Here is a 23,279-nt window from a genome sequence, read left to right as displayed (position 1 = left end):
GGACGCCCATGAGCCTGGATGCGGCCAAGGAATTTTTCTCCTGTCTGGCCCTGCGGCATACGCCTGGTCTTGGCCCACGTTCCTGGAAGAGCATACTCTCCGCCTATGAAAGCGCCTTTGAAGCCGTAAGCGACGCCCGCAACTGGGCGGGGCGCAAGGTCTTGCCTCGAAATCGCGTCGATGTGTTCATGCAGGAGCCCTGGCGTCCCGCGGCTGAGGCTGAGTATCGCGCTGCCCGCGCGGCAAAACTGCGAGTCCTCACCTGGTTTGATCCCCGTTTCCCCAAACGTCTGCGCGAGATACCGGACCCTCCAATCCTGCTTTATTTTTGCGGCGACATGAGCCTGCTCAAAAATCCGGCTGTGGCGGTGGTCGGGGCAAGGGAGTGTACGCTGTTGGGGCTGCGGAGTGTGGAGCGCATCAGCGCTGATCTTTCTCGCTTCGGCGTTACGGTTGTTTCCGGCCTGGCGGCAGGCATTGACCGGCAGGCGCACCAGTCGGCCCTGACCGGCATAGGCAGCTCCATCGCCGTGCTGGGGGCCGGGCTTGATATCCACTACCCGCCTGAGAATGAGGATTTGCGTCGCGCCCTGGAGGCGCAAGGCTTGGTGGTGACGGAATTTGGCCCTGGCACACGGCCAGAAGCACGCAATTTTCCCTTTCGCAACCGTATCATAAGCGGTTTGTCACTGGGCGTTCTGGTGGCCGAGGCTGCATCGCGCAGTGGCAGCCTTATCACCGCGCGCCTGGCCACGGAGCATGGCCGTGAGGTTTTTGCACTACCGGGTCCGCTGGGGCAACCCACTTTTGCCGGGTGTCACAAGCTCATCAAGCAAGGCGCTGCGCTGGTGGAAAACGCTGAGGACATCATTCGCACCCTGCGCTACCAGTTCGCTGCGGAACTCTCCGCCGTACCTTCGGCCCTGCCAGTGCAGGAGGTTCCGCAGACGCCGTTGCGCGCGACCTCTGTGCGCCCCCTGCCGACGGTTTCTCCGCAGCAGGTCGTACGTGAGTTGCCAGCCAATCTCACCGATGACGAGCGCATGCTTCTCTCGTCCCTTTCTGCCGATGGCAAGCTGCACATCGACAGTCTTATTCAGACCCTGGACGCTGACTGTGCCGCTGTCAGCAGGCGGCTTTTGGTGCTGGAACTGCATGGGCTTGTCCGCCAGTGGCCGGGCATGTACTATAGCCTCGCGTAGTTGATTTCCCCCCTCCAACGTACAGGACGCCACATGCAAAAGATTCCCCTTTCCTTGGCCAAGCCGGGCATGAAACTGGCCAAGCCCATCACTAAATCCAACGGCATGCCCATCATCGCCGCAGGCGTGGAGCTCTCCGACTCGCTCATCTCCCGGCTTGACGGTATGGGCATCGACAAAATCCATGTGGTCGGCGACGCAGTGGCCGCCAGTCAGAACCCGTCTGAGCGCGTCACCCGGCTGGACCAATTGTTCCGCCGCCTGGAGGGGGAGCCTTTTCAGGGAAAGGTGAAGGGCTATCTTCGGGAATACTTTACAATCAAGGCCGCTGCAGACGCTGCTTCAGGTTCTGCGTCCGCATCAGCGGAATGCAAGGGGTAGCTTGTGGAAGAGGATCTCAAAACCAGCGCCAAGGGACAGATTCTGTCCATCCGCGACCTGCCCACCCTGCCAAAGGTGCTGGACGAAGTATCAAGGCTTGTTCAGAATCCGAACACCTCCATCGAAGCCATCGCTAAAGTCATTTCGCGCGATCAAGTGCTTTCGGCCAAGGTGCTCAAGATGGTCAATTCGCCGGTGTACGGCTTTCCCGGCCGCATCAGCTCCATCCAGCACTCCCTTGTGCTTCTTGGCTTCAATGTCATCCGTGGCGTCATCATTTCCACAAGCGTGTTCGACATCATGAGCAAGGCCATGGAAGGGTTGTGGGAGCACAGCGTGGGTTGCGCCCTGGCCACGGGCCTTGTGGCCAGGCAAGCCAAGCTCAAGGATCCGGAAGAATTTAGCGTGTGCGGGCTGTTGCATGACCTGGGCAAGGTGGTTGCGGCAGTGCAGCTGCCGGAACTGCACAAGGCCGTGGGCGAAGCCGTGCGGACTCAGGATCTGCGTTGGTTCGAGGCCGAGAAGGCCGTGCTGGGATTCGGGCATGACCGCATCAACGCCTGGCTGGCTCAGCACTGGCACCTGCCCCCCACCATTAAAGAGGCCATGAGTTCGCACCACAACCCGGAGCGGGCCCAGTTTTATCCGCAGCATGCAGCCGCAACCCATGTTGGCGACTTCATCGTGCGTGTTTTCGAGTACGGCAATGGGGGCGATGACCAGGCTGTTCCGCTCTCCGAGTCGGCTCTGAAAATCCTGGGGCTCAAGCTCACAGACCTTGACTGCATCCTGGACGGCTTTTCCGACAACCTGGGCGAGGTTTCGGGCGTCAACTTTGCCCCCGAAGACGCAGCGCCGGGCAAAGGCAAAGGGAACTAACCGAGGCGCAATGTGGATCTGAAACTCTTCTCTCGACAACAGCGCGGCATCCTGCTTACGCCGGACACCGAGTTGGCTGCTCTTTTTAAAAGTCTGTGGAATCCACAGGAGATAGAGTGGACCGTCATCGCCCAGGGGCGGCGAGCCATGGAAATCATTTTCAACGAGCCGCCAGACATTCTGGTGGTGGACAACCGCCTGGAAGACATTCCCAGCGCTGAAGTTGCGACCATAGTGAAGAGCGAGAACGTGTACCGGCAGTTGCCGGTGATTCTTTGCCTGGATAACCACGACTTGGAGCGCGACTGGGATTGGAATGAAATCGAGGCAGACGACTTTCTGGTGCGCCCCTTCTCCACGCGGGAAGCCAGGGAGCGCGTTCACCTGACCTTGTGCCGCGCATCGCGCGCCATGGATGCCAACCCTCTGACGAAATTACCGGGAAACACCAGCATTATCCAGCGCATTCAGGATCTCATTGACCGCAAGGATGATTTTGCGCTGGCATACTGCGACCTGGACCATTTCAAGTCCTTCAATGATAAATATGGCTTCTCGCGCGGGGATGAGGTTCTCATGATGTCTGCGCGGGTCATCGTCAACACCATCCGCAGTTTTCCGGGCGTGCGCAGCTTTGTGGGGCACGTTGGCGGAGATGACTTCGTGTTCATTGTTCCAGCCGATATCGCTGAGGAGGCCTGCAAGCGCGTTGTCGCCGCCTTTGACGACATTGTGCCGCACTTCTATGACGGCGGAGACCGCGAGAAGGGCTGCATCATCTCCACCGACCGCCAGGGCGAGGTGCGCACCTTCCCGCTCATGGCCGTTTCCATTGCCGTTGTCTTCAACACCGGCGGGCGTCTCAAGCACTATGGCGAAGCATCGGCCATCGCCATGGGCCTGAAGAAAAAGGCCAAGGAAAACCCCAAGAGCAGTTATGTCCTCGACAGGCGCACTGAGTAACAGTCAAAGGTCCGGGCCGGAGCCAGGCGGCTCATTGCCCGAGGTCTGCCGGGGTTTTTTGGGGTTTCTGGCAGTGGAAAAGGGCTACAGCCCAGCCACTGCTCGCGCCTACGCCGCAGATTTGGATCAGGTTGAGGCGTTCCTTCATCGCCGGGGCAAGACTCTTGGCGCCTTCGAAGCCATCAGCCGTGAGGACGCCACAGGGTTTTTGGCCGAACTGCACCGCCAGCGCCAGAAGAAATCAAGCATGGCGCGCAAGTTGTCGACTTTGCGTTCGTTTTTCCGCTACCTCATTCGTCACCGGATGCTGGCGCAGAGTCCTTTGGCTGGCCTGCGCAACCCCAAGCAGGAGAGCCGGCAGCCTCGAGCCCTTAATGTGGACCAGGCCACGGCGCTCATGGATGCGCCTGCCCGTCCTGGCCCTGAGGGCATCCGCGACCTTGCGCTTGCCGAGCTTTTGTACGGCTCGGGCCTGCGCATCAGCGAAGCGCTTTCCCTTACTGTGGATGATGTGCGTGCGGACCGCGGCTTTGTTCGGGTGCGCGGCAAGGGGGGCAAGGATCGTCTGGCTCCTTTGAGCGAGGCTGCACGGCACCGTTTGAAGGAATATCTTGACGAGCGTTTTGCCCTGCCGCACGCTGAGGCTGAGCAAGCGCTGTTCCTGGGCGTGCGGGGGGGACCCCTCTCTCGGCGCGAATCCCAGCGCATCATTTCTCGCCTTGCCTTGCTGGCCGGTGTCAGCCAGAGTGTACATCCTCACACCCTGCGCCATAGCTTCGCCTCGCACCTGCTTCAGGCTGGCGCGGATTTACGCAGCGTGCAGGAGTTGCTCGGACATTCGCGCCTATCCACCACTGAGCGCTATACTCACCTGGATTTGCGGCGCATCATGGAAGTGTATGACCGGGCGCACCCCTACTCGGAAAAGACAGGCAAAACCGCACAGGGCGAGGGCGAAGCCGAGATTCTGCCTGATGGCGGCAAGGACCGCAGAAGCCCAAAGGCAAAGTAGCGGGCATGGACCGCTGTTGGCTGATCACGGCGCTTGCCTTCGCCTTCGTGGTCATCAGGGGCTCGGGAGCTCCCACGGGAGAGTGAACACTTCATGAGCGCACAAAAAAACGGCGCGCCCCAGGTTGGGACGCGCCGCGTTTCTTTGGTCTTCAGCGACGCTAGGCTTCGAAGCGGCGGATGCTGATGATGGTGATGGGGTCGGAGGGCACGTCGCCGTGGCCAAGATAGTTCTTGGTCTTGACGTTGCTGAGTTTCATCGCCACGTCCTGGCCCTCGGTGACCTTGCCGAACACGGCATAGCCGTAGCCCTGGGCGGTGGGAGCGGTGAAGTTCAGAAAGGCGTTGTCCTTCACGTTGATGAAGAACTGGCTGGTGGCGCTGTGGGGGTCCATGGTGCGCGCCATGGCCAGGGTGTATACCTCATTGGGCGTATCGGCCCGGGCCTCGTTCTTGATGGGCGCCTTGTTCTTCTTTTCGCGCATCATCATATCCATGCCGCCGCCCTGAACCATGAAGTTCTTGATGACGCGGTGGAAGATCAGCCCATCGTAGAATTCCTCGTCCACGTAGGCGAGGAAGTTGGCGACAGTCTCCGGGGCTTTGTCGGGCCAGAGTTCCACAAGCATCTCGCCCATGGGGGTCTCGATCAGAACAGTGGGATTGCTCATTCTTTCTCCTGATTGCGCCGGTTTGACGGCCTATTTATTAGCGAATTGGGCCATTTTTTGCGCCCAGAATTCGTCGAATTCCTGCTTAAGTCCGCCAACGAGCTCTTTTACGCTCATGATCTTGTCCACGCGCCAGACATTCTCTCCGCAGAAGGCGAAGCCGTGCTTCATGATGCCCTTCTTGGCGCTTACCAATGCCTGGGAGATGCAGTAGGGCGTGTTGGTGATGTCGCAGGACTTGATGCAGTGGAACGGGCACTTGAAGGGCTTTTTGCGGCCCTCGCGCACGGCCAGGAGGAAGTCGTTGAAGATTGCGCGGCCAGGCATGCCGACCGGGCTCTTGATGACGGTGACATCCTCGCGACGGGCGTTGACGAATGCTTCTTTGAACGCCTGATTCGCATCGCACTCGTGGGTGGCTACGAAGCGGGTGCCCATCTGCACGCCGGAAGCGCCCATTTCAAGATATTTTGCGATATCCGCTCCGGTGTAGATGCCGCCAGCGGCGATGACCGGAATGCGCCGACCGCTTTCAAGTTCAAAGGGCTTCACTGCCTCGACAACTTCGGGCAGGATTTTCTCAAGCTGGAACTCCGGGTCGTCGATTTCCTCAGGCTTGAAGCCAAGGTGTCCGCCAGCCTTGGGGCCTTCCACCACGAAACCGTCAGGAAGGTAGTCGTAGCGTGACAGCCACTTTTTGCACAGCACGCCGGCAGCACGGCCAGAGGACACTATGGGCACCAGCTTGGTGCGCGCCTTGTCGGCCAGCTCGCCGGGGAACTCCTCGCGCAGGTACTTGGGCAGATCAAGGGGAAGCCCGGCGCCAGAGAAAATGACGTCAGCTCCCTCGCGGATGGAGGTGCGCACAAGATCTGTGAAGTTGGTGAGGGCCACCATGATGTTGACGCCGAGCAGACCTTGCGTCATGCGCTCTTTGGCTTTGCGGATTTCATCGCGCAGGGCGCGCATATTGGCTTCGGTAGGGTTCTTGCCCACATCGGACTCGTCCATCCCGATCATGGCGGCGGCAATTACGCCAACTCCGCCCTCATTGGCCACAGCCGAAGCCAGGCCGGAGAGGGAAATGCCAACGCCCATGCCACCCTGGATGATGGGCAACGTGGCGATCTGATCGCCGAAGCGAAGTTCTGGAAGTTTCATCGAGAGACCTCTCATTTTTGTTGACGCCTTGTTTCGCGTTTTACCACTCTTGTCAAGACGTCCGCAAGGGGACGACTACTAGAGCTTGGCGAGCTTCGGCGCAATATACTTCTTGAACAACATCTCTGAGAAGAAAAGAGAGCTTGTGAAGGCGGGAGAGATGGAGTTCAGCACATGCACACTATTATAAGTACCCTCTATGACGAAGTCCATGACCAGCTCGTTTTTCTTTATATCCACGAGCTGGGGCCGGATTCCTGCCTTGGGTGTGGCCTCGATGTCATCGGGTGAGAGATCCTTGACCAGTCTTTTGGCATCATTGAAGAAGTAAGTGAAGGAGTACTTGCGGGGCTCCTCAAGGGCCACCTCACGGAATTTTTTGTTGCGGAAGAACAGCACCGCATCGCGAAGCAGGATGGAGAAGGCCTCGGAATCGATGCCCGACAAAATGCCGTAATTTTCACGGCCAAGAGCCGGGATGGCAGTGGGGCCGAGGTAGACATCGCCGTGCGCTCCGCGTGTGAAGTGAACCCCGAGGAATGGGTTCTTGATGTTCGGCACCGGGTAGATGCTGCCCCGGATGGTGTGAGCCTTCTCTTTCTTGAGTTTCTTGTAGATGCCCTTGAAGGGGATGAGTTGGTAGTCCTGTCCCAGTCCAAAGCTGTGGGCCACTACGTCGCCGTAAGCCCCGGCAGCATTGAGAAAGAAGGCGCAGGAGATTGGCCCGGCGGTGGTCTGCACGAGCAGACGCTTGCCTTCCTGCTTTCCCAGGCCGGTGAAGCGCGCTCCGAAATGAATCTTCACTTTGCCTGTGGCGAGCAGCTCGGCCTGAATGCTTCTAAGGATGGCCTTTGGGTCCACCACCGCAGTGTAGTGGGAGTAAAGGGCCTGCCCCGCGCTCTTGGCGTTGGGCTCGATCTCGGCCAACTGCTTGTCATCGATGAGGTCCACCTTGGCGCCGTTTTGGGTTGCGCGGGTGTAGAGCTCGTTCAAGGTGGGCAGTTCGGATTCGTCGCGGGCCACGATGACCTTGCCGGTTTTGAGCATGGGCAGGCTGCGTTCTTCGCAATACTGCTTCATGCGGAAGTTGCCCTGGAGGCAGGACTGGGCGCGCAGGGAGCCCGGGGCATAGTAGATGCCCGCATGAAGCACGCCGCTGTTGCGGCCGGAAGCGTGCATGCCGGCCTCCGGTTCTTTGTCAATGATAAGGATGTCATCGTAACCTGCGGCGACGAGGTCGCGGGCGACGGTGAGGCCTACGATGCCTGCGCCGCAGATGAGAATGCTTGCTGTGGTCATTATGGCTTCCTGATGGTTATTTCGGGGCGAGCAGCTCAAAGCCCGTGGCTGCATCGCGCTTGCGTACAAGGTCCAGACCGGTGAGTTCAATAAGGACAAATTCGCCTATGGTCCAGATGTCGATGCCGGGCCGGATGCAGCCGGTTTTGACCTCGTCGCCCCTGCCAAAGGTGGCGTGCATGTGCAGTTTGGGTTGACCAGATTCATTAGGGAACAGGGTGCCCACGGCTGCGGCCTCGTGCGCGCCAAGAAGTTCTGTAAGCACTGGCACCGGTGGCATGGCGGACGCGTCTTCAGGTCCGACCACTATGCGGCCGGAGCCCACGCCGCCGACAAAAGCGCAGAATCCTTGGGCCACGCCTCGGCTGGCCGCGAAGGCCTCGACGCAGTCAGGAAGACGGTCGCCGTCCTCAAGTCGAAGCACGAAAACCCGGCCTATACGGCCTTCCGCAACCTTCATTTTAAGATCTCCGTGAAATGTTCTGTTTGATGCTTCACGCGCTGCATGGACCCTGGAAATCGCACCACTGGCAGTGTTTGCCGCTGCGCGCTGGCAGCGCCTCTGCCGCCAGCATGTGCTCCAGCACGAAGCGCACAAGGTCTGGGGCGCGTTGTCGGATCACTTCGGTTCGCTGGTCTGGCTCGACCTTGGCCGAGAACAGAGGCATCTCGTCCCCGCTGTTCTCGAGCTCCACCCAGGCCGCATTGTCCGGCCTGTAGTCGTTGTCCGAGCCCAGCAAGTGCAGATAGAGCGGCAGCTGCACATCGAGGCCGGTGTTTGCGAGCTCCTGGAAAAGCTCTGCCGCCATCGGAGTGCCGGGGCGGTCAATGTCCGCGCTGCCGGAAAGGCATTCAGACATGCGGGCGAACAGGGACTCGTCCAGCCAGCCTTCCGCTCCGCCGGTTTTGATGCCGCCGGTTTTGTAATCCAGCACCATGTGCGCGCCTCCGCGCTCGTCCACTCGGTCGATGCGCCCCTGCACGTTCACGTCCAGCACCGCGTCATCAATGCCCCTGAGAGTCAACTGGGTCAAGACCGGAAGCTCCAGGGCCCGCACTGTGGTCGTTGGCAGGCTGTACACAAAGCGGGTCATGCGTTCGCGGCCAGCGGCCAGCAGCGCAACGCGGCCGTCGTAGGGCATCTGGAGAGCAAAGGATTCCTCGGCCAGGGCGAGTTCAAAGGCAGCAGCCAGCGCCAGGGGGTCCAGCATCTCGCCCGAAATGGGCTTTCCCAGGTGCGGGGTCAGGAACTCCTTGAGCACGCGGTGCACGATTTCTCCGAAGCGGGCGCGGTCCCCGTTCTCCGCCACCTTTTGCATGGGGCGCAGACCAAGAACCTGGGAGAAGAACGCCTTTTTGGAGCAGGTGAGCCAGACCTCCAGACCGGAGGGCGTGATGCCTTTGGCCTTGAGTCGTTGAGCCAGTTTGGCGCGCAGAGCAGGGGTCAGGGTCACGTCGGGTCTGCGGAGCAGAATGGGGCACACCGGGAAGCTGACCGCTTTGAGCGGCGCTTCGACAACGGAAGACGGCTGCGGTTTGACGAGGACGCCTTGGCGCTGCTCCAGTTCCCAGAGCATCTGCTCCACGTAGCGGCTGCGCTCGCTCTTGCCTTCCAGTGCCCCGGGCCGCACTCCGGCCTGGTAGAGCACCGTAACCTCCCGCGCGCCCATGAGCAGGCGGAAGAAGTTGTGGGCGGCCACGCTGTCGCGTTCGCGCCTGCCGGGCAGGTTCAAGGCCTGGCGCAGGGGATCGGGCAGGAGGGGGTCCGGCGGATTTGCGCCTGGCAGTTTGTCCTCCGTGGCGTCAAGGATGAACAGGCGTACGAAGGTTAGGAGGCGCGTCTCAAGCATGCCGAGCACCTGCATCCCGGCCAGCGGCTCGGGTTCGAAGGATACCCGTTCGGCATCGATGAGGTGGCGCAGGATGAGAAATAGGAGGCCTTGGTCATACTCTTCGTCGGCCAGGATGCTGCCAGTGAGTTCCGGCACTACGGATTGCCACAGGCGCAGCAAACATTCCGCGTCGATGAGGTTGCGATGCCAGGTGTCGCCGCCGCGGCGGCGCAGCAGCTCGCAAAGAGCGTCCAGGGCTTGTCCGGCCTGTCTCAGGGTGGTGATGCCTCTGAAATTGCGGAAGCAGACTGAGAGCACCTCGGAGTGCAGGACGAGAATCTCCGATTCAGAGGCTGTCGTCTCCTCGGCGTTGTAGGCGAAAAGCCATTCCTCCGGGGCCTGGAAGGCTCCATTGGCGCGGATGTGCCGCTCCCAGGCCACGTAGGCGCTGCGCAGCGGCATTTCGTCGTTTTCGCCCGCGCGGAGCATGCGCAGCAGAGGGTGTCGGACCAGGGCCACCAGATCGCGCCACGCATAGCGTCCAGCGCTGTCTGTATTCTCGTGCAGGGTCAGCACCGTCTCAACCAGCTGGGCCAGGGCCGAGCGCCCCAGAGGGTAGCCCATGCTGATGTTGGCCTCAACAGCGGGCAGATGGTGCATCACAGGCACCAGCGCGCCTGGGTCGGGCAGCACGATGGCCGTGGACCCGGTATCCGGCAGGGCGGCCAGTTTGCGCTCCAGCACTGAGAGCTGGGAGTGCAGGTCGAAGCCCTCATAGAAGCGGCGGATCTGCGGGCCGGATGCGGGGACATCCTGAGTGAGCACGGCGCGTGCGCGCCAGCGCGTGAGCCAGCGCCGATGCTCCTGCGCTGCCCAGGAGGATTGACCGCCAAGGGCCAGGGCCGGGTCGGTGTGCCAGAATATCTCCGCACCCTCCTGCCATAGTCTGCGCAGAATGGGCTCCTCTGTGCCGCTCAGTGCGTGGAACCCTGCAAAGAAGATCTGCTGGCCGGACAATTCTTCCGCCACCTTGTCCAGCCTGTCCGCGAGCCACAGGCTGTCGAGCCCCGGCGTTGTCCAGCCGCGCTCGTTCAGGGCCGTGTGGTAGGCTTCGCCGATGGCGTCCAGCTGGCCCAGCAAGGCTTCAGCCCAGGGGCTCACTTCTCCGGAAAGATTGTGGATGGAGGCCGGGCGCACTCCTTGACCGGCCATTTCCTCCAGCAGGCCGGCCAGCCGGGCACCCCAGGGGAAGAATTCCCTGGCAGATCCGCCAAGGGATTCCAAGGGGCCGCCGACGAGGCCCAGGCCGCGCACAATGCCATGCAGCACGCCGATGCGGTCCAGTTTCCCCGCGCGCAGGGTGGCCACAGGCGCGAGATCCTGACGCAAGGTGCGCAGGAAGTCGTCCAGGGACTGCATGCGCGGCAGCAGGCAGGGCTTTGGCAGGTCTGGGTGTTCGGCCAGTGCGGCACGCAGATGCCTGGCAGGGCGGTTGTGGGGAAAGATCAGGCGCGTGCGAGCCAGATCCGACTGGTTGCGGACGAGGTGTCGAGCCAGCGCGCTGATGAAATCCGTGTTCCAGGGAACGATGTTGATTATTTGCGCGGCCTTCATGCCGGGACTCCCTTAGCGAGCGTCACCGGCTCGACCACGCGGCGGTCAAGGTACACAAGATAGCCCTGAGTTTGCTTCGGTTCGCCACGCCTCGCGCTGATGGCTTGCGCCAGGGCGAGGTAGGCGCGAAGCTGCTTGGAATGGTCTGGCGAGGCCTGGCCGGTTTTGAATTCCAGCACCACGGGCCCGCTGGGGGAAAAATGCAGCAGGTCCGGCCGCAGGAACCCGCCGTCCTCGGCCAGGATGGTCAGTTCCGAACCGGCATGCCCCAGGTGTGGACGGGCCTCTGGCTGGGATAAAAGCCAATGCAACATTTCTTCAATCTGGACTTGAAGTTCCGCTCTTCGCTCAACTGTAAGTGCACGAAGTTCTGTGAATTCTCCAATGGAAAGCCTTGCAGCTCGCAGGGCGTCGGCCTGGTCGTCTCCACTTGGGCGCAGCAGCTCAACGGCCTTGTGCGCCAGCTTGCCGCGGGTGCGCTCGTCAAAGCCTGCGTCCTCCACGGCGTGACGAAAAACGCGCAGACGGGGCAGCCAGGCCTGGAATTCCGGCGAAGTGTCGCTCGGGGGGACTTCGCATGTCGCAACGTCTGTCAGCTGCGTCTTGCCGTGGACGGTTGTAGCCGAGCAGGCCGGAGCGCGGCCCAGGTCGAGCCCAGCGTCCTCCGGCGGGATGTCGAGCAAGTGATGCAGCATCACAGGCACAGGGCCCAGGCGCTGTTTTTCCCCAGTGCCGGGAACAAAGGCGTACAGCTCTTCCTCGGCGCGGGTCCAAGCCACATAGAGCAGGTTGGCCTGTTCCATGAGCCCCTCGGCCTGATTCTCGAAATACGGGCGGCCCAGGACTTTCTTGAGGCTTGTGAGCACGCGGTGGCCGTGAATCTCCACCACCCCGAGTTCGCCCTTGGGACCGGCGGACCAGTTGTGGAATGGGATGATGCACACAGGGAACTGCAGCCCCTTGGACTTGTGGATGGTCAGGATGCGGATGGCGTCGGCTGCTTCTGGCAGGGGCACCTTCTCCTCCATGCCGGTCTCGTCCCAGAATTCCAGAAAGCGCGGCAGGGAGCCCATGCCCTGGGTTTCGGCCAGGTGCACGACCTCAAGGAAGCGGCGCACGTACAGTTCGGATTCCGGGTGCCGGGTCAGCACTTGGAAGGTGTCCAGCGCTGCGCGCACAAGGTCGTAAGGCCGCATGAGCCCTGTCTGGCGCAGGAATGGGGCTAGCAGCCGGGCATGGACTTCGGGGAAGTCGTCGCGGAAGCGCGAGAGCAGGCCGCCTTTGCGTCCGCCGTCGCGAGAGCCAGCGGCCCAATCCAGCACCTGGCCGAGTTCCAGGCCGGATTCGGCCAGGAACAGCTCGCCCCCGCAAAGGAAGGTCAGGAAGCTCACGTCGTCCGGCGGAGCGTCGAGCAGACGCAGCAGGGCGATGAGTTGCCGCACGATGGGGTGCCGGGCAAGCTGGAGGCTGTTTTCGGTGATGATAGGCAGGCCCTCGCGCACAAGGCGCTCGCACACCAGGTCCGAGTGCGCTCCTGTGCGCACCAGTACAGCCACATCGCCAGGGCTGCGGCGCAGCAGCAGATCGTTTTTCAGGGTGTCAACCAGGGCGTCCAGGCCTGATTCAAGGATCTCCTCCGCCTTTCCTTGGGGCAGCAGACGTACTTGCACCCGACCTGGCTCCTGGACGCCCTCGCGCGTTGGCACCTCCTGGCGCGAATCGGCAAAGGCACTCGTGATCCGCAGAACGAAGGCGTCCACGATGTCCTCCGGCGCGTCTTTGAGCAGGGCCGCAGCGATGTCGCGCGCGGTGTTCTCCTGGCCCAAGCGGCCAAAGACCTCGTTGTTGAAGCTGATGATTTCCGGACTGCTGCGCCAGTTGTGTGGCAGGGTCTCCTGGGCAAGTCCGCCGGACATGGCAAGCAGTTCGCCGTTGTCCGCCACTTCGTCGAAGAGCCGGGCGTCGCCGCCGCGCCAGCCGTAGATGGCCTGCTTCACGTCGCCCACATAGAACAGGCTGCCGCCCTTGGACAGGCACTCCGAGGCCAGGGGCAGGGTTGCGGTCCATTGGGCGCGGCTGGTATCCTGGAACTCGTCCACCAGCAGGTGGTGCAGGCGATCGCCCAAACGGCAGAAGGCGTCGGGCACGCCGAAGTCGCCGTCCAGCACCTCGCCCACGATGCCCGCCATTTGCGAGCCGAAAAGGAAACCTTTTTCACGCTGCACCGCGTCGAGATCACGCAGCAGCGTCCGGGCGATCTCAGCGCAGGGTGCCAGGGAATAGGCGGTGGAAAGAATGGCATGGCAGCGGATGTGCTCGGCCGCTGCGGCCTTGAACTGCTCATAAGCCCGGCTGGCGGCTGCGGAGCACTTCCCGCGCGACTTGGCGAGCAGGCACTCATCCAGGGTGTCCTTGGTCAGGTAGGCGGAATCCACCGGGAGTTTGCCGAAGAGCTCAACCTCGTCGCATTTCCGCAAGAGCGTGCTGAAATGAGCCTGGCAGGCCAGTTCCTCGCCGGAAATGGCCTGAGTCAGCGTGTCCAGGGCAAGGCGCAGTTCGCCGAAGGAGAGCGCCAGCAGGTCGGCCATGCGGCTTTGGTCTGTGGTGAGGGGGCCGGGCAGTGTGGGCAGCAGGTGCAAGAGGTGGCGCGTCAGGCTCACCAGCCGCTCGCGCAGGGCGTCCTGCAGCCAGAAGCCGACCTTGTCCTCGTGCTTGATGAGCGTTCGCACGGCCTGCTCGTATAGCGCCTCCTCTGGGCCGCCCGCTTGGCAACGCGCCAGGAAGCGGTCCAACAGGCCGTCAATCGCCTGGCCTTCGTCGAAGACTGTATCGAAGTCGGGCTTAAGGCCCCGGTCCAAGGCGAAGAGCCGAACCAGGAGCGAGAGCAGGCTGTCGATGGTGCGGATGCCCAGGTGCTGCGTGTGGCGAAGTATTTCCAGCAGCAGACGACCAGCCTTGTCTTGGTCGAGGCCACGGCCTGGGCCGTCGGCATCGCCCAGGGCGCGTTCCTTGAGGGCGCGCAGGACCCGTTCGCGCATCTCGGCTGCGGCCTTGTTGGTGAAGGTGACGGCCAGGATCTCCGGCCAGCTGTAGTGTCGTTGCGGGCCTCCCATTGCCTCTGGCCCGGCGACGCATGCAAAGCCTCGATGCGCTGGGGCGGTCGCATTGTCTTCGACGCAGGATGCATCTTCAGCGCAGCCAGCCAGCAGGTCAAGGAAGCGCAAAGTAAGGGCGTAGGTCTTGCCCGACCCGGCGGAAGCCTTCACCTGGCGGAAGGGCGCGCCCATCAAATTGTCGCCTCCCGTCCGCTCTTTCGGCTGCCGCCAAGGATGGTGCACAGCACTGCGGCGAGAATCAGCGCGCTGCCGGCGTAGCCCATGAGGTCAAAGCGCTCATCCCACCAGACATAAGCCAGTCCTGCGGCCAGAACAGGCTCCAGAGTCGCCACGATGGCCGTGCGAGTGGCCGAAAGCCGCCGCAAGCCCGCGTAATACACGCTGTAGGCGCCATAAGTGGTTGTGACGGCGAGGAGCGTAAGGAAGAGCCAAGCCTCCTCCGACTTGGGCGTGAAGGTGACGAATGGCAGAAGTCCCAGGCAGCCCACGGGCAGGGCGTAGAGAAACAGGGTGGGCGTTGCGTAGCGGCCCAGGTAGCGTTTGCCGAAGATGTAATAGGTTGCGTAACTGAACCCCGACAGGAGCCCAAGCAGGATGCCCGGCAAGTTCACCGCGCCCAGGCCCTGGCCGGAGACGATGGCCGGGCCAAGGCTTACGCAGGCCACGCCCAGCAGAGTCATGCACAGGGCGATGAGCTTGTGGGCGTGCATCTGCTCGCCCAGTGTGAGCCAGGCCAGCACCGCAACCCAGGCCGGAGCCGTGTACAGCAGCACAGACGCCATGGCCGCGCCCACCATGCTGATGGACAGGATGTATGCGCCGAAGAGTGTCGACACGCCGATGATGCCGAAGGAGGCGATTGCCGGGGCGTCCTTGCGCTCAAGCCGCCACGCCCCGGTGGACAGGGCGTGTACGGCGAAGAAGCTCCAGCCGATGGCCGAACGCCAGAATGCCGCTTCCAGCGGGGCCACGCCAAGGGCGATGACCTGCTTGGAGAGCGGGCCGATGAGCGCCCAGAGGGCGGCCGCGCAGAGGACGTAGAGGTAGCCGGTTGAACGCATGGTGGCTACAACTGCACCCAGGCGCCGATCTTCTGTTCAAGCGCCTTCTTGTAGATGAGGTGCCCGGTCATGACGTCATCCAGGGCGATGCCCATGAGTACGGCGCTGCGGCGGCCCTCGCGGATGCCGCATTTATTGCCCGCGCAGATTTCGCCAAGGTCGGAGTGCAGGCCAGCCTTCGTTGGATAGCCGTTCTGGAAGTAGGTCCCGTGGTCCTGGGTCCACAGGTACTGGCTCTCGCTGTCTGTTGTGAAGCTGGCGGCCTTGCTCATGGTCTCGGCGTCAAAGGCGGAGTCGTAGTCCACGGCGATGGCCAGAACTTCGGGCTTCAGCCACTCGGACAAAATGAAGCGCTCCGGCTTTTCCATGATGGGCGAGCAGGTGATGACCACATCTGCGTTGGCAACGGCCTCCCTGGGGGTGTCGCAGTCTACAAAACGGGCATTGGGCAGAAGCGGCTGCATGCTTGTCTGGAAGCGGGCGGCCTGGGCGGTGACGGGATCGAACATGCGCACTTCTTCGATGTCTGGAAAGACCTCGATCATTGCCCGCAGGTTCATGTGTCCCTGCACGCCGAGGCCGATGATGCTGATGCTTTTGGTGTCCGGGCTGCCGAAGTGCCGGGCGTATACGCCGGAGGCCGCGCCCGTGCGCCATGCAGTTATCCAGGCCGCATCCATCACCGAGCGCACAAGGCCGGTCTCGGGGTCCAGAAGCGCCCAGATGCCGGTGATGTAGGGAAGGCCCTTGGCCTGGTTCGGCGGGTAGCCGGACACGACTTTCACTCCGGCCATGTCCAGGTCACCGCCCACATAGCAGGGCATGGAGTGGTTGAAACAGTCCTTGCGGGTGTGGATGCCGATTTTTGCGGGCATTTCCACCTCGCCGCGTCCCATGGCTGCGAAGCCTTCCTCCACAACATCCATGATTTCGCGCATGGTAAGACCCAAGGAATCGATGTCCGCGCGGGACAGCCAGAGCACGTCGAAGGGCATGGGGGAACTCCTGATGTGTAGGATTTATGAGGCGTTTTTTCACTAGGCTGTTTCGCCAGCTTCGTCAAAAGCAGGTGCCCGCCTTATGGTTGCAGAGCCCCGCCCCAGCGCGTAGAGTAGCACTATGACATGGCAGACAGACGCGGGACAATCGCGTGAAATTTTAGTTGATGCGGCGCTTGAGGGCACCCGGCTGGACCGGGTTCTTGAGACTTTGCTTCCTGGCTCAGGGCTTCGCCTGCGCCGGAGGCTCATCGAAAACGGCAGGGTGCTGATTGAGGGCCGACCAGCCCCGGCCAGCCTCAAGCTGCGCGCTGGACAGCGGCTCAGCCTGCTTCCGGAAAGCGCCAAAGGCGGCACGGAACCAAGCTCAAACGTTGCGGACAATGAAACGCCGGAAGGATTCGGTCATGAAGCTGCTGAATCCACACGTCCAGCGGCGCGCCCGGTAATTCGCATTGTCGAGCGCACCAAGGACTACGCCGCACTGGACAAGCCTGCGGGCCTGCACAGTGCAGCCCTGGCCGGGGGCGGCGGGCAGAGCCTGGAAGCCATGCTGCCGGAACTCTTTCCGGGCATCACGCCGCGCCTGCTGAATCGCCTGGACTATCTGACTTCCGGCCTGGTGCTCGTGTCATTGAACGGACGTGCCGCCAAGGTTTTTGCGGCCCTGAAGCCGAAAGATGTGGTGAAGGAATACATGGCCGTGGTGAACGGCGCACTCGACGAGCCCTTGCAGCTCAAGCGCAAGCTGGACACCGACGACCGCAAGCGCACCCGCGTGTTGGGACGCATGGAGAACGATGCGCGCGGCTGGACGCTGGTGTGGCCTGAAGCGCGGCTGGCCGGGGGAAGAACCCTTGTGCGCGTGCGCATCCAGGCCGGGGCCAGACATCAGATCCGTGCCCACTTGGCCGCAGCCAACCTGCCCATCCTCGGCGACCCGCTCTATGGTGAACCCGGCGCGGAAAAGGAGACCGGGGGGCGGCTGTATCTGCATCACAGGCGGCTGGAATTCCAGGGCTTCAAAGCGTTTCGGCAGCCGCCATGGCTGAAGGAATTAAAACGGCTTGAGACGGCGCGGGCAGAGGGCGCCGAAACCGAACTGGACTAAGGAGCAAACATGAAACGGAGCCTCATCGCCATCGCCGCCTGCGCGTTCCTGACCTGCGCGAGCCTGCCTGCCCTGGCAGAAATGTCCAAGGGCCAGGCCTTGTACGTTCCCTGTTCCTCGCACATCTATCATGGGATCAAAACGCGGCCCTTTGACCTCGCAATCACCCTCACAGTGCGCAATACCGACCCGAAGCGCACCATGCGGCTCATCAGCGTGGACTACCACGGCAGCGACGGAAGGCTGCTCAAGCGGCATGTGGCTGCCGAAATGGTGATGCCGCCGCTGAGCACGCGCGAATTCACTGTGGAACAGAACGACACGTCCGGCGGAGCCGGGGCGTCGTTTCTTGTGCGCTGGCGTGCGGATGCGGCCATGAACCCACCCGTGGTTGAGTCTGTCATGATCGGCACCGCCAACAGCCAGGGCATCTCCTTCACCAGCCGTGGGGTGGTGATTCAGGAATAATTTACTCCGTAGGGGGCATGCAGATTGGCAGAACCGATTTGGAGATCGCCGTTGATCAGGGCGTTCTCTCTCAGGAGCAGGCCGACAAGTTGCTGGCCCTTGCCGCTAAACGCCAGACTGACTGGCCCAGGCTGACGTTTGAGCATTTGACGTATTTTCTTGGCGGGCTTGTGGTCATTGCCGCCATGGGCTGGTTTTTGACCGAAGCCTGGAACGGCATGGGCGGCGTGGGGTTTCTCCTGGCAGCCGTCTGCTACGCGGGCTCATTTCTTTGGGCAGGATTAATCATGTGGGACAGGCCCGGCGGGCGCGTGCCGGGCGGTGTGCTGGTGACTGTGGCCGTGTGCATGACTCCCCCTGGGCGTCTACGGTCTGGAGTTGATGACTGGCTTTTGGCCGCAAGGCCCCCCGGCCTCCTCTCCCCTATTCTTCACACGGATTAAGAGCTTCTGGCTTTTCATGGAGCTGGCCACGGTCCTCGTCGGTCTGCTGGCTCTGCGCCGCTTTCGCTTCCCGTTCCTCGCCGCGCCCTTGTCTGTGGCACTGTGGTTTCTTTCCATGGACCTGATGCTGCTGCTTTTCGGGCAGGCGGATGTCACCTGGGTTCAGCGACGCCTTGTGTCAATCTGGTTCGGCTTGGCCATGCTGGCGGCGACGTTCTGGCTGGACCGCCGCACGCGTGAGGATTTCGCTTTCTGGGGGGCTTGTCGCTTATGGAGAGCACAAGCGAACTGGGGCGTCAGGCCTATCTCGGCATCAATCTTGTGCTGCTTCTTGCGGCTATTGTGCTGCAGCGCCGGGCCTTTTTGGCTTTCGGCGGGACCGGGGTCGGTCTGTATTTAGGAGAGCTCGCGCACCGCCTGTTCAAGGATTCCATTCTGTTTCCCCTGGTGTTGCGCGCCCTGGGCCTTGGCATTATGGGCCTGGGCTGGGCGTACCGGCGGCACTGTGCAGCCCTGGACGCGGCAGTGATGCGCAGGCTGCCGGATTGGCTGTGCCGCTCACTGCCGAGAAACAGGGCGATGTAGCCCCTGTTGGAGCTTATTCGCCCAGCAGGGCTTTGGCGAAGTCCTCGCCCACAAAGGGCCGCAGGTCTTCCATTTTCTCACCCAGGCCCACGAAACTGATGGGCAGCTTGTGAGTGATAGCCACGCCCACCATGACGCCGCCCTTTGCCGTGCCGTCCAGTTTGGTCAGCACAATCTCATCCACACCGATGGCCTCATGGAACAGCTTGGTCTGGGACAGGGCGTTCTGGCCCGTGGTTGCGTCGATGACCAGCACGCTTTTGTGCGGCGCGCCGGGATGCTTCTTTTCGAGCACGCGCTTGATCTTGCGCAGCTCCTCCATGAGATTCACCTTGGTGTGCAGGCGGCCCGCCGTGTCGAGCAGTACGAGGTCGTAACCCTCCTTGAGGGCCAGATCCACGGCCTCGTATGCCACGGCTGCCGGATCGGAGCCTTCGGACTTGGCGAAGATGCCTGCGCCAACGCGTCCGGCCCAGATCTCCAGCTGGCCGATGGCTGCGGCCCGGAAGGTATCGCCCGCAGCGATGAGCACCTTGCGGCCCTGCAGGCGCGCGCGGTAGGCCAGTTTGGCGATGGTGGTGGTCTTGCCCACGCCGTTAACGCCGATCATCATGACGACTTCCGGCGGCGCGGCGACCTTGGGTTTCTTTGGCAAGGGGAACAGCTCGTCCAGTTCACGGCCCAGAACCTCGCGGAAGCGGGCCGACTCGGTGACGCCCATGCTGCGGGCGCGGCTGCGCAGGTTTGAAAGGAGCTTGCGAGTGGCTTCCGAGCCCACGTCAGCCGTGATGAACAGTTCTTCAAGTTCTTCCCAGAAGGCCTCGTCCAGTTCGCCCTTTCGGCCAAACAGCGCGCCCAGGCCTGCGGCCATGCGCTCACGCGTTTTGGCCAGGCCTTTGGTGAGCTTCTGGAACACGTTCTTGCGCTCCTCCTCCTCCTGCTCCAGGTCAAGGGAAAGGATGAGGCGATAGCGCAGTTCGGAACGGAAATCTTCAACCTTGGTGAGGTTCATGGCCTTGGACCAAGCTTTGAACTCGTTGATGAAAGCTTCGGCCTCTGCTTCCGGTGCGCCGAGCGTGGCGAACAGGAAGCGCAGGCGCAGCCACAGGGCCTCGTCGGCGGCGTCCAGGCCGGAAAGCAAGAGCCCCAGCCACTCGGAGATGCGAGCCCGCGAACCTCGCAGGGATGCGGCCAGCTCGGTCTTCCACTGCTCTGTCAAAACCGGGGCGCTGGGTGCTTGTTCCAATGTGCTTGAGGGAGCGGCGTCTTGGACTGGCGTGAGGTCCGGTGCCAAGTCCGGCGTTTGGGCGGGCGTTTGGCTGGGCGTTTGATCAGGAACGGAATCCCCGCCCCAAAGCTTCTTGACCTTGCTGAAAAATCCCATGCGCAAGCGCCCCCTCTAAATGATGTGTGCGCCGCTTCTACCCCAGGTGCGAAACTGACGCAACTCTGTTGAAATCCGAAGCCGGAGGCACTAGAACCATCCTGGCTCAAGGAGGGCTTCCATGCAGCGCACACGCATTGTCGAGTTATTGGACAGAGGGGAGGGCGGCCCGGTGCTGCTCAAAGGCTGGGTGCGCACCAGGCGCGACGCCAAGGGGTTCTCGTTCCTGGAGGTCAATGATGGCTCCTGCCTGGCCAATGTGCAGGTGGTGGCGGACCACACGCCGGAGCTGCTTCCGGCCCTCGAAGGCATGAACACTGGAGCCGCTGTGGCGGTCACAGGCGAGCTGGTGGAGTCTCCGGCCAGCGGGCAGCGCTGGGAGGTTCGGGCGTCGGGCCTCATCCTATATGGCGGCGCAGACCCTGAAGCCTTTCCGCTTCAGAAGAAACGGCACTCGGACGAGTTTCTGCGCACCATCGCGCACCTGAGGCCGCGCACCAACAAGTACGGGGCCATGCTGCGCGTGCGTTCGGAAATGGCCTTTGCCGTGCACGACTTCTTCCGTCAACGCGGATTCTTCCACGTGCATGCGCCCATTCTCACCGGATCCGACTGCGAGGGCGCTGGCGAGATGTTTCGTGTGAGCAATCTTGAGCCTGAGAAGGCGGTCATCCTTGACCCCAGGGCCAGGGCCGAGGCTGAGTTCTTCGGACGCCCGGCTGGGCTCACCGTGTCCGGCCAGCTGGAGGCCGAGCTCATGGCGCTCGCCCTGGGCAGCGTGTACACCTTTGGCCCCACTTTCCGGGCCGAGAATTCCAATACCCCGAAGCACGCTGCCGAGTTCTGGATGGTTGAGCCGGAAGTGGCGTTTGCTGATCTCAAGGACGACATGGATCTGGCCGAGGATCTCGTGCGCCATCTGGTGCGTCACGCCCTAAGCTCTTGCTCGTCGGACCTGGCGCTCTTCGCCAGCTTTGTGGACAAGAGCCTCATGCCCACCCTGGAAGGCATGCTTTCCGCGCCCTTTGCGCGTCTGACCCACGCCGAAGCAATCCGTGTGTTGCAGGCCTCGGGCCGGAGCTTCGAGTTTCCGGTGCATGGGAAGTCCGACTTGCAGACCGAGCATGAGCGCTTCCTTTGCGAAGAGCACTTCAAGCGTCCGGTTATTGTTTACGATTACCCTAAGGAGATTAAAGCGTTCTACATGCGCCTTAACGATGATGAGGAGACCGTGGCGGCAATGGACCTGCTGGTGCCGCGCATCGGCGAGCTGTGTGGCGGCAGCCAGCGCGAGGAACGCATGGATGTGCTGGTCCGGCGCATGGCCGAGGCGGGGCTGCCGGAAGATCCTTATTGGTGGTATCTGGATACGCGGCGCTTTGGCACCGCGCCCCACGCCGGATTCGGCCTTGGATTTGAGCGCCTGCTTATGCTGGTCACGGGCATCGCCAACATCCGCGATGTCATCGCGTACCCGCGAACGCCAGGACACCTTGAGTTCTAATGAAAAGGGCGCTCCGTTAGGGGCGCCCTTTAGCGTTACTTCAGCGGGATGTGGATGTCGGTGATGAGCTGGGCCGGCGGAGTGGTGCTTGGGTCGTTTCGGTAGACCTCAAACCAGGGAGTGTCTCGGAACTCGCGCTCGCTTGTGGGGAGCCACTGGCCCATGATGGTTTTGTAAACCTCTTCCAGGCCCTCATACGGGCCTTGGTGCGTGAAGATGGCGTACTCTCCGCCGGGCAGCGCCCCAAGGGTCACAGGCGGCTCCACTGCGATGTCAACTTCGAGCGAGATCGCCGCGTCGTAGCGGATCTCCTCTGGCGGGGTGGCTTGCGGGTCATCGTGACTGATGCCGATGATCATGGTTCTTGGGGTAAAGAGCCCTTTGGGCGCGCCCCAACCGCAAAGGATCTTCCAGGCGCGCTCTGCTGACTCCATATATGGGCCGGTCTGGCGCACGCTGGCGATGCGAATGTCTGGCAATGTCTCAATGCGGACGTTCATGTACGCTGCTCCTGTCTCGTTGAGGATGAACTCCACGATCTCGCCTGTGCTGTAGTGCACGCCGGAAGGCGCTTCGGGGAAGAGCATGGTCCAGCCCTGCTTGCGGCACTCAGTGGGCGAGAGTCCAAAGGTCTTGCGGAAGACGCGGCAGAAAGCCTCGAGAGAGTCATACCCGGCCGCGAAGCCAATCTCGGTTACGGTATCGCTCGTGTGGGCGAGTCTTGCATAGGCCCGTTCCAGGCGGATACGTCGAAGGTGGTCCATGATGGTCTCCCCAAGCATGCCCTTGAACACACGGTGGAAGTGGGAGACGGAAAAATGGGCCAGGCCAGCTAAGCACTCCAGGTTGAGCTGTTCGTCCAGGTTGCGCTGGATGTGGTTCAACACTTTCAGCATGCGTGCGGCATAGGTGTTCTTGGTGTCGAGTTTCATCGAGTGTCTTCCATGCGCATGAATAGTAGAGTTCTCGTCGTGGTGCTTGATCAATAATCTCATATTCTTCAGATATTCGAGTCGTTATGGCGTCAGAACATGGCATGGAGCCGACACCTTGGACAAGGTCCTAGTTCACGGACGCTCGCATCAGGTCAGCCGCAGTCCAGCATGTAGCGCCTGGCCAAGGTGGCTGGGCAGATCTTGTCTCCAACCGTGGTGTGTTCATTCAGTGCTATCGTGTGTTTTTGCAGTTGCTTCCGTCACTTTTTGCTGCCCTCCCCAGTGTCACTTCGGGACGTAGTGGACGGAGCGGTGCGTGTTAGCGGTCCGTAGGCTGATGCCGAGCAAGGCATTTGTGGTCAAGCTGAGGTATCATATATAATAGGAACGCATGGTCGTCCACACGGCCTCTTAGGGGATCACGGCGACACAGAAGCAAGAGGTTGCAGGCGACAAGAATTGCGAGCATGGTATAACGTGCTGTTATTGCATGCTAATGCTAAAAGTTCATCCACCCACCCCAGAAACGTGTTGACTCTTGGCAGCGGTTCCCCTAGAAACGCCCCTCGCCGCTTGAGACAGCCGGAAGGCGTTTGACCGGGCAGCGAGGGTTTTTTGAAAAGGTTGAAGAAAAGGGTTGACGAGAGGACGCGGTTCACCT

At 61.8% G+C, this 23,279-nt stretch carries 20 protein-coding genes; 10 read left to right on the top strand and 10 right to left on the bottom strand.

Annotated features, from left to right (window positions below; translation table 11 throughout):
- Positions 1-8: 8 nt before the first annotated feature.
- From dprA to Q8O35_RS13135, 5 genes are read left to right on the top strand one after another with little or no spacing between them, the layout of a single operon-like run.
- Complete coding sequence (gene dprA, locus Q8O35_RS13155) at positions 9-1,202, top strand: DNA-processing protein DprA (protein ID WP_305574071.1); 1,194 nt, start codon at positions 9-11, stop codon at positions 1,200-1,202.
- Positions 1,203-1,235: 33 nt separating this feature from the next.
- Positions 1,236-1,583 carry a hypothetical protein gene (locus Q8O35_RS13150; RefSeq protein WP_305574069.1) on the top strand — a complete coding sequence of 116 codons (348 nt, stop codon included), beginning with the start codon at positions 1,236-1,238 and terminating at the stop codon, positions 1,581-1,583.
- Between the two features lie 3 nt (positions 1,584-1,586).
- Complete coding sequence (locus Q8O35_RS13145) at positions 1,587-2,462, top strand: HDOD domain-containing protein (RefSeq protein ID WP_305574067.1); 876 nt, start codon at positions 1,587-1,589, stop codon at positions 2,460-2,462.
- A gap of 12 nt (positions 2,463-2,474) precedes the next feature.
- A complete protein-coding gene (locus Q8O35_RS13140; protein ID WP_305574065.1) occupies positions 2,475-3,425 on the top strand; it encodes a diguanylate cyclase domain-containing protein in 951 nt (316 codons plus the stop codon).
- Positions 3,400-4,437, top strand: a complete 1,038-nt coding sequence (locus Q8O35_RS13135; protein ID WP_305574062.1) for a tyrosine recombinase XerC — start codon at positions 3,400-3,402, stop codon at positions 4,435-4,437. Before Q8O35_RS13140 ends, Q8O35_RS13135 begins: the two co-directional genes overlap by 26 nt.
- A 160-nt stretch (positions 4,438-4,597) precedes the next feature.
- On the opposite strand, the gene Q8O35_RS13130 is transcribed toward Q8O35_RS13135, so the two are convergent.
- From Q8O35_RS13130 to Q8O35_RS13095, 8 genes are all read right to left on the bottom strand, one after another.
- Positions 4,598-5,107: a peptidylprolyl isomerase gene (locus tag Q8O35_RS13130; protein WP_305574060.1), complete on the bottom strand. Its 510-nt coding sequence runs from the start codon at positions 5,105-5,107 to the stop codon at positions 4,598-4,600.
- 30 nt (positions 5,108-5,137) lie between these two features.
- A complete protein-coding gene (locus tag Q8O35_RS13125; RefSeq protein WP_305574058.1) occupies positions 5,138-6,268 on the bottom strand; it encodes a nitronate monooxygenase family protein in 1,131 nt (376 codons plus the stop codon).
- A 78-nt stretch (positions 6,269-6,346) separates the two neighbouring features.
- The gene (lhgO, locus tag Q8O35_RS13120; protein ID WP_305574056.1) at positions 6,347-7,567 is read right to left on the bottom strand and encodes an L-2-hydroxyglutarate oxidase; all 1,221 of its coding nucleotides are present in this window, start codon (positions 7,565-7,567) and stop codon (positions 6,347-6,349) included.
- A gap of 16 nt (positions 7,568-7,583) precedes the next feature.
- Positions 7,584-8,027 carry a PPC domain-containing DNA-binding protein gene (locus Q8O35_RS13115; RefSeq protein ID WP_305574054.1) on the bottom strand — a complete coding sequence of 148 codons (444 nt, stop codon included), beginning with the start codon at positions 8,025-8,027 and terminating at the stop codon, positions 7,584-7,586.
- A 34-nt stretch (positions 8,028-8,061) separates the two neighbouring features.
- Positions 8,062-11,013 (bottom strand): PD-(D/E)XK nuclease family protein, encoded by a 2,952-nt coding sequence (locus Q8O35_RS13110; RefSeq protein WP_305574052.1) that lies wholly within the window; start codon positions 11,011-11,013, stop codon positions 8,062-8,064.
- The gene (locus tag Q8O35_RS13105) at positions 11,010-14,300 is read right to left on the bottom strand and encodes an exodeoxyribonuclease V subunit beta (protein ID WP_305574050.1); all 3,291 of its coding nucleotides are present in this window, start codon (positions 14,298-14,300) and stop codon (positions 11,010-11,012) included. Before Q8O35_RS13105 ends, Q8O35_RS13110 begins: the two co-directional genes overlap by 4 nt.
- Complete coding sequence (locus tag Q8O35_RS13100; protein ID WP_305574048.1) at positions 14,300-15,190, bottom strand: DMT family transporter; 891 nt, start codon at positions 15,188-15,190, stop codon at positions 14,300-14,302. The genes Q8O35_RS13105 and Q8O35_RS13100 overlap by 1 nt, the downstream gene beginning before the upstream one ends.
- 5 nt (positions 15,191-15,195) lie before the next feature.
- Positions 15,196-16,185, bottom strand: a complete 990-nt coding sequence (locus Q8O35_RS13095; RefSeq protein ID WP_305574046.1) for an ornithine cyclodeaminase family protein — start codon at positions 16,183-16,185, stop codon at positions 15,196-15,198.
- A 124-nt stretch (positions 16,186-16,309) separates the two neighbouring features.
- Here Q8O35_RS13095 and Q8O35_RS13090 point away from each other — a divergent pair, with 124 nt between their 5' ends.
- The 4 genes from Q8O35_RS13090 to Q8O35_RS13075 all read left to right on the top strand — a co-directional run bounded on the left by Q8O35_RS13090 (position 16,310) and on the right by Q8O35_RS13075 (position 18,795).
- A complete protein-coding gene (locus tag Q8O35_RS13090; protein WP_305574044.1) occupies positions 16,310-17,299 on the top strand; it encodes an RluA family pseudouridine synthase in 990 nt (329 codons plus the stop codon).
- Positions 17,300-17,308: 9 nt separating this feature from the next.
- On the top strand, positions 17,309-17,767 hold the full coding sequence (locus tag Q8O35_RS13085) for a DUF3124 domain-containing protein (protein WP_305574042.1): 459 nt from the start codon (positions 17,309-17,311) through the stop codon (positions 17,765-17,767).
- 17 nt (positions 17,768-17,784) lie between these two features.
- Complete coding sequence (locus tag Q8O35_RS13080; RefSeq protein WP_305574040.1) at positions 17,785-18,210, top strand: DUF2157 domain-containing protein; 426 nt, start codon at positions 17,785-17,787, stop codon at positions 18,208-18,210.
- 270 nt (positions 18,211-18,480) lie between these two features.
- On the top strand, positions 18,481-18,795 hold the full coding sequence (locus Q8O35_RS13075) for a hypothetical protein (protein ID WP_305574038.1): 315 nt from the start codon (positions 18,481-18,483) through the stop codon (positions 18,793-18,795).
- A gap of 13 nt (positions 18,796-18,808) precedes the next feature.
- Here Q8O35_RS13075 and ftsY read toward each other — a convergent pair whose 3' ends face one another.
- Entirely contained in the window at positions 18,809-20,179 is a 1,371-nt protein-coding gene (gene ftsY, locus Q8O35_RS13070) for a signal recognition particle-docking protein FtsY (RefSeq protein WP_305574036.1), read from the bottom strand.
- Between the two features lie 121 nt (positions 20,180-20,300).
- On the opposite strand from ftsY, the gene asnS reads away from it, so the two are divergent.
- Entirely contained in the window at positions 20,301-21,683 is a 1,383-nt protein-coding gene (gene asnS / locus Q8O35_RS13065) for an asparagine--tRNA ligase (RefSeq protein WP_305574034.1), read from the top strand.
- Between the two features lie 35 nt (positions 21,684-21,718).
- Here asnS and Q8O35_RS13060 read toward each other — a convergent pair whose 3' ends face one another.
- Positions 21,719-22,615, bottom strand: a complete 897-nt coding sequence (locus tag Q8O35_RS13060) for a GyrI-like domain-containing protein (RefSeq protein WP_305574031.1) — start codon at positions 22,613-22,615, stop codon at positions 21,719-21,721.
- Between the last annotated feature and the right edge of the window lie 664 nt (positions 22,616-23,279).

The organism is Humidesulfovibrio sp. (assembly GCF_030689645.1).
In the GTDB taxonomy this organism is placed as follows: Bacteria; Desulfobacterota; Desulfovibrionia; order Desulfovibrionales; family Desulfovibrionaceae; genus Humidesulfovibrio.
This window is presented reverse-complemented; position numbering and strand designations above follow the sequence as displayed.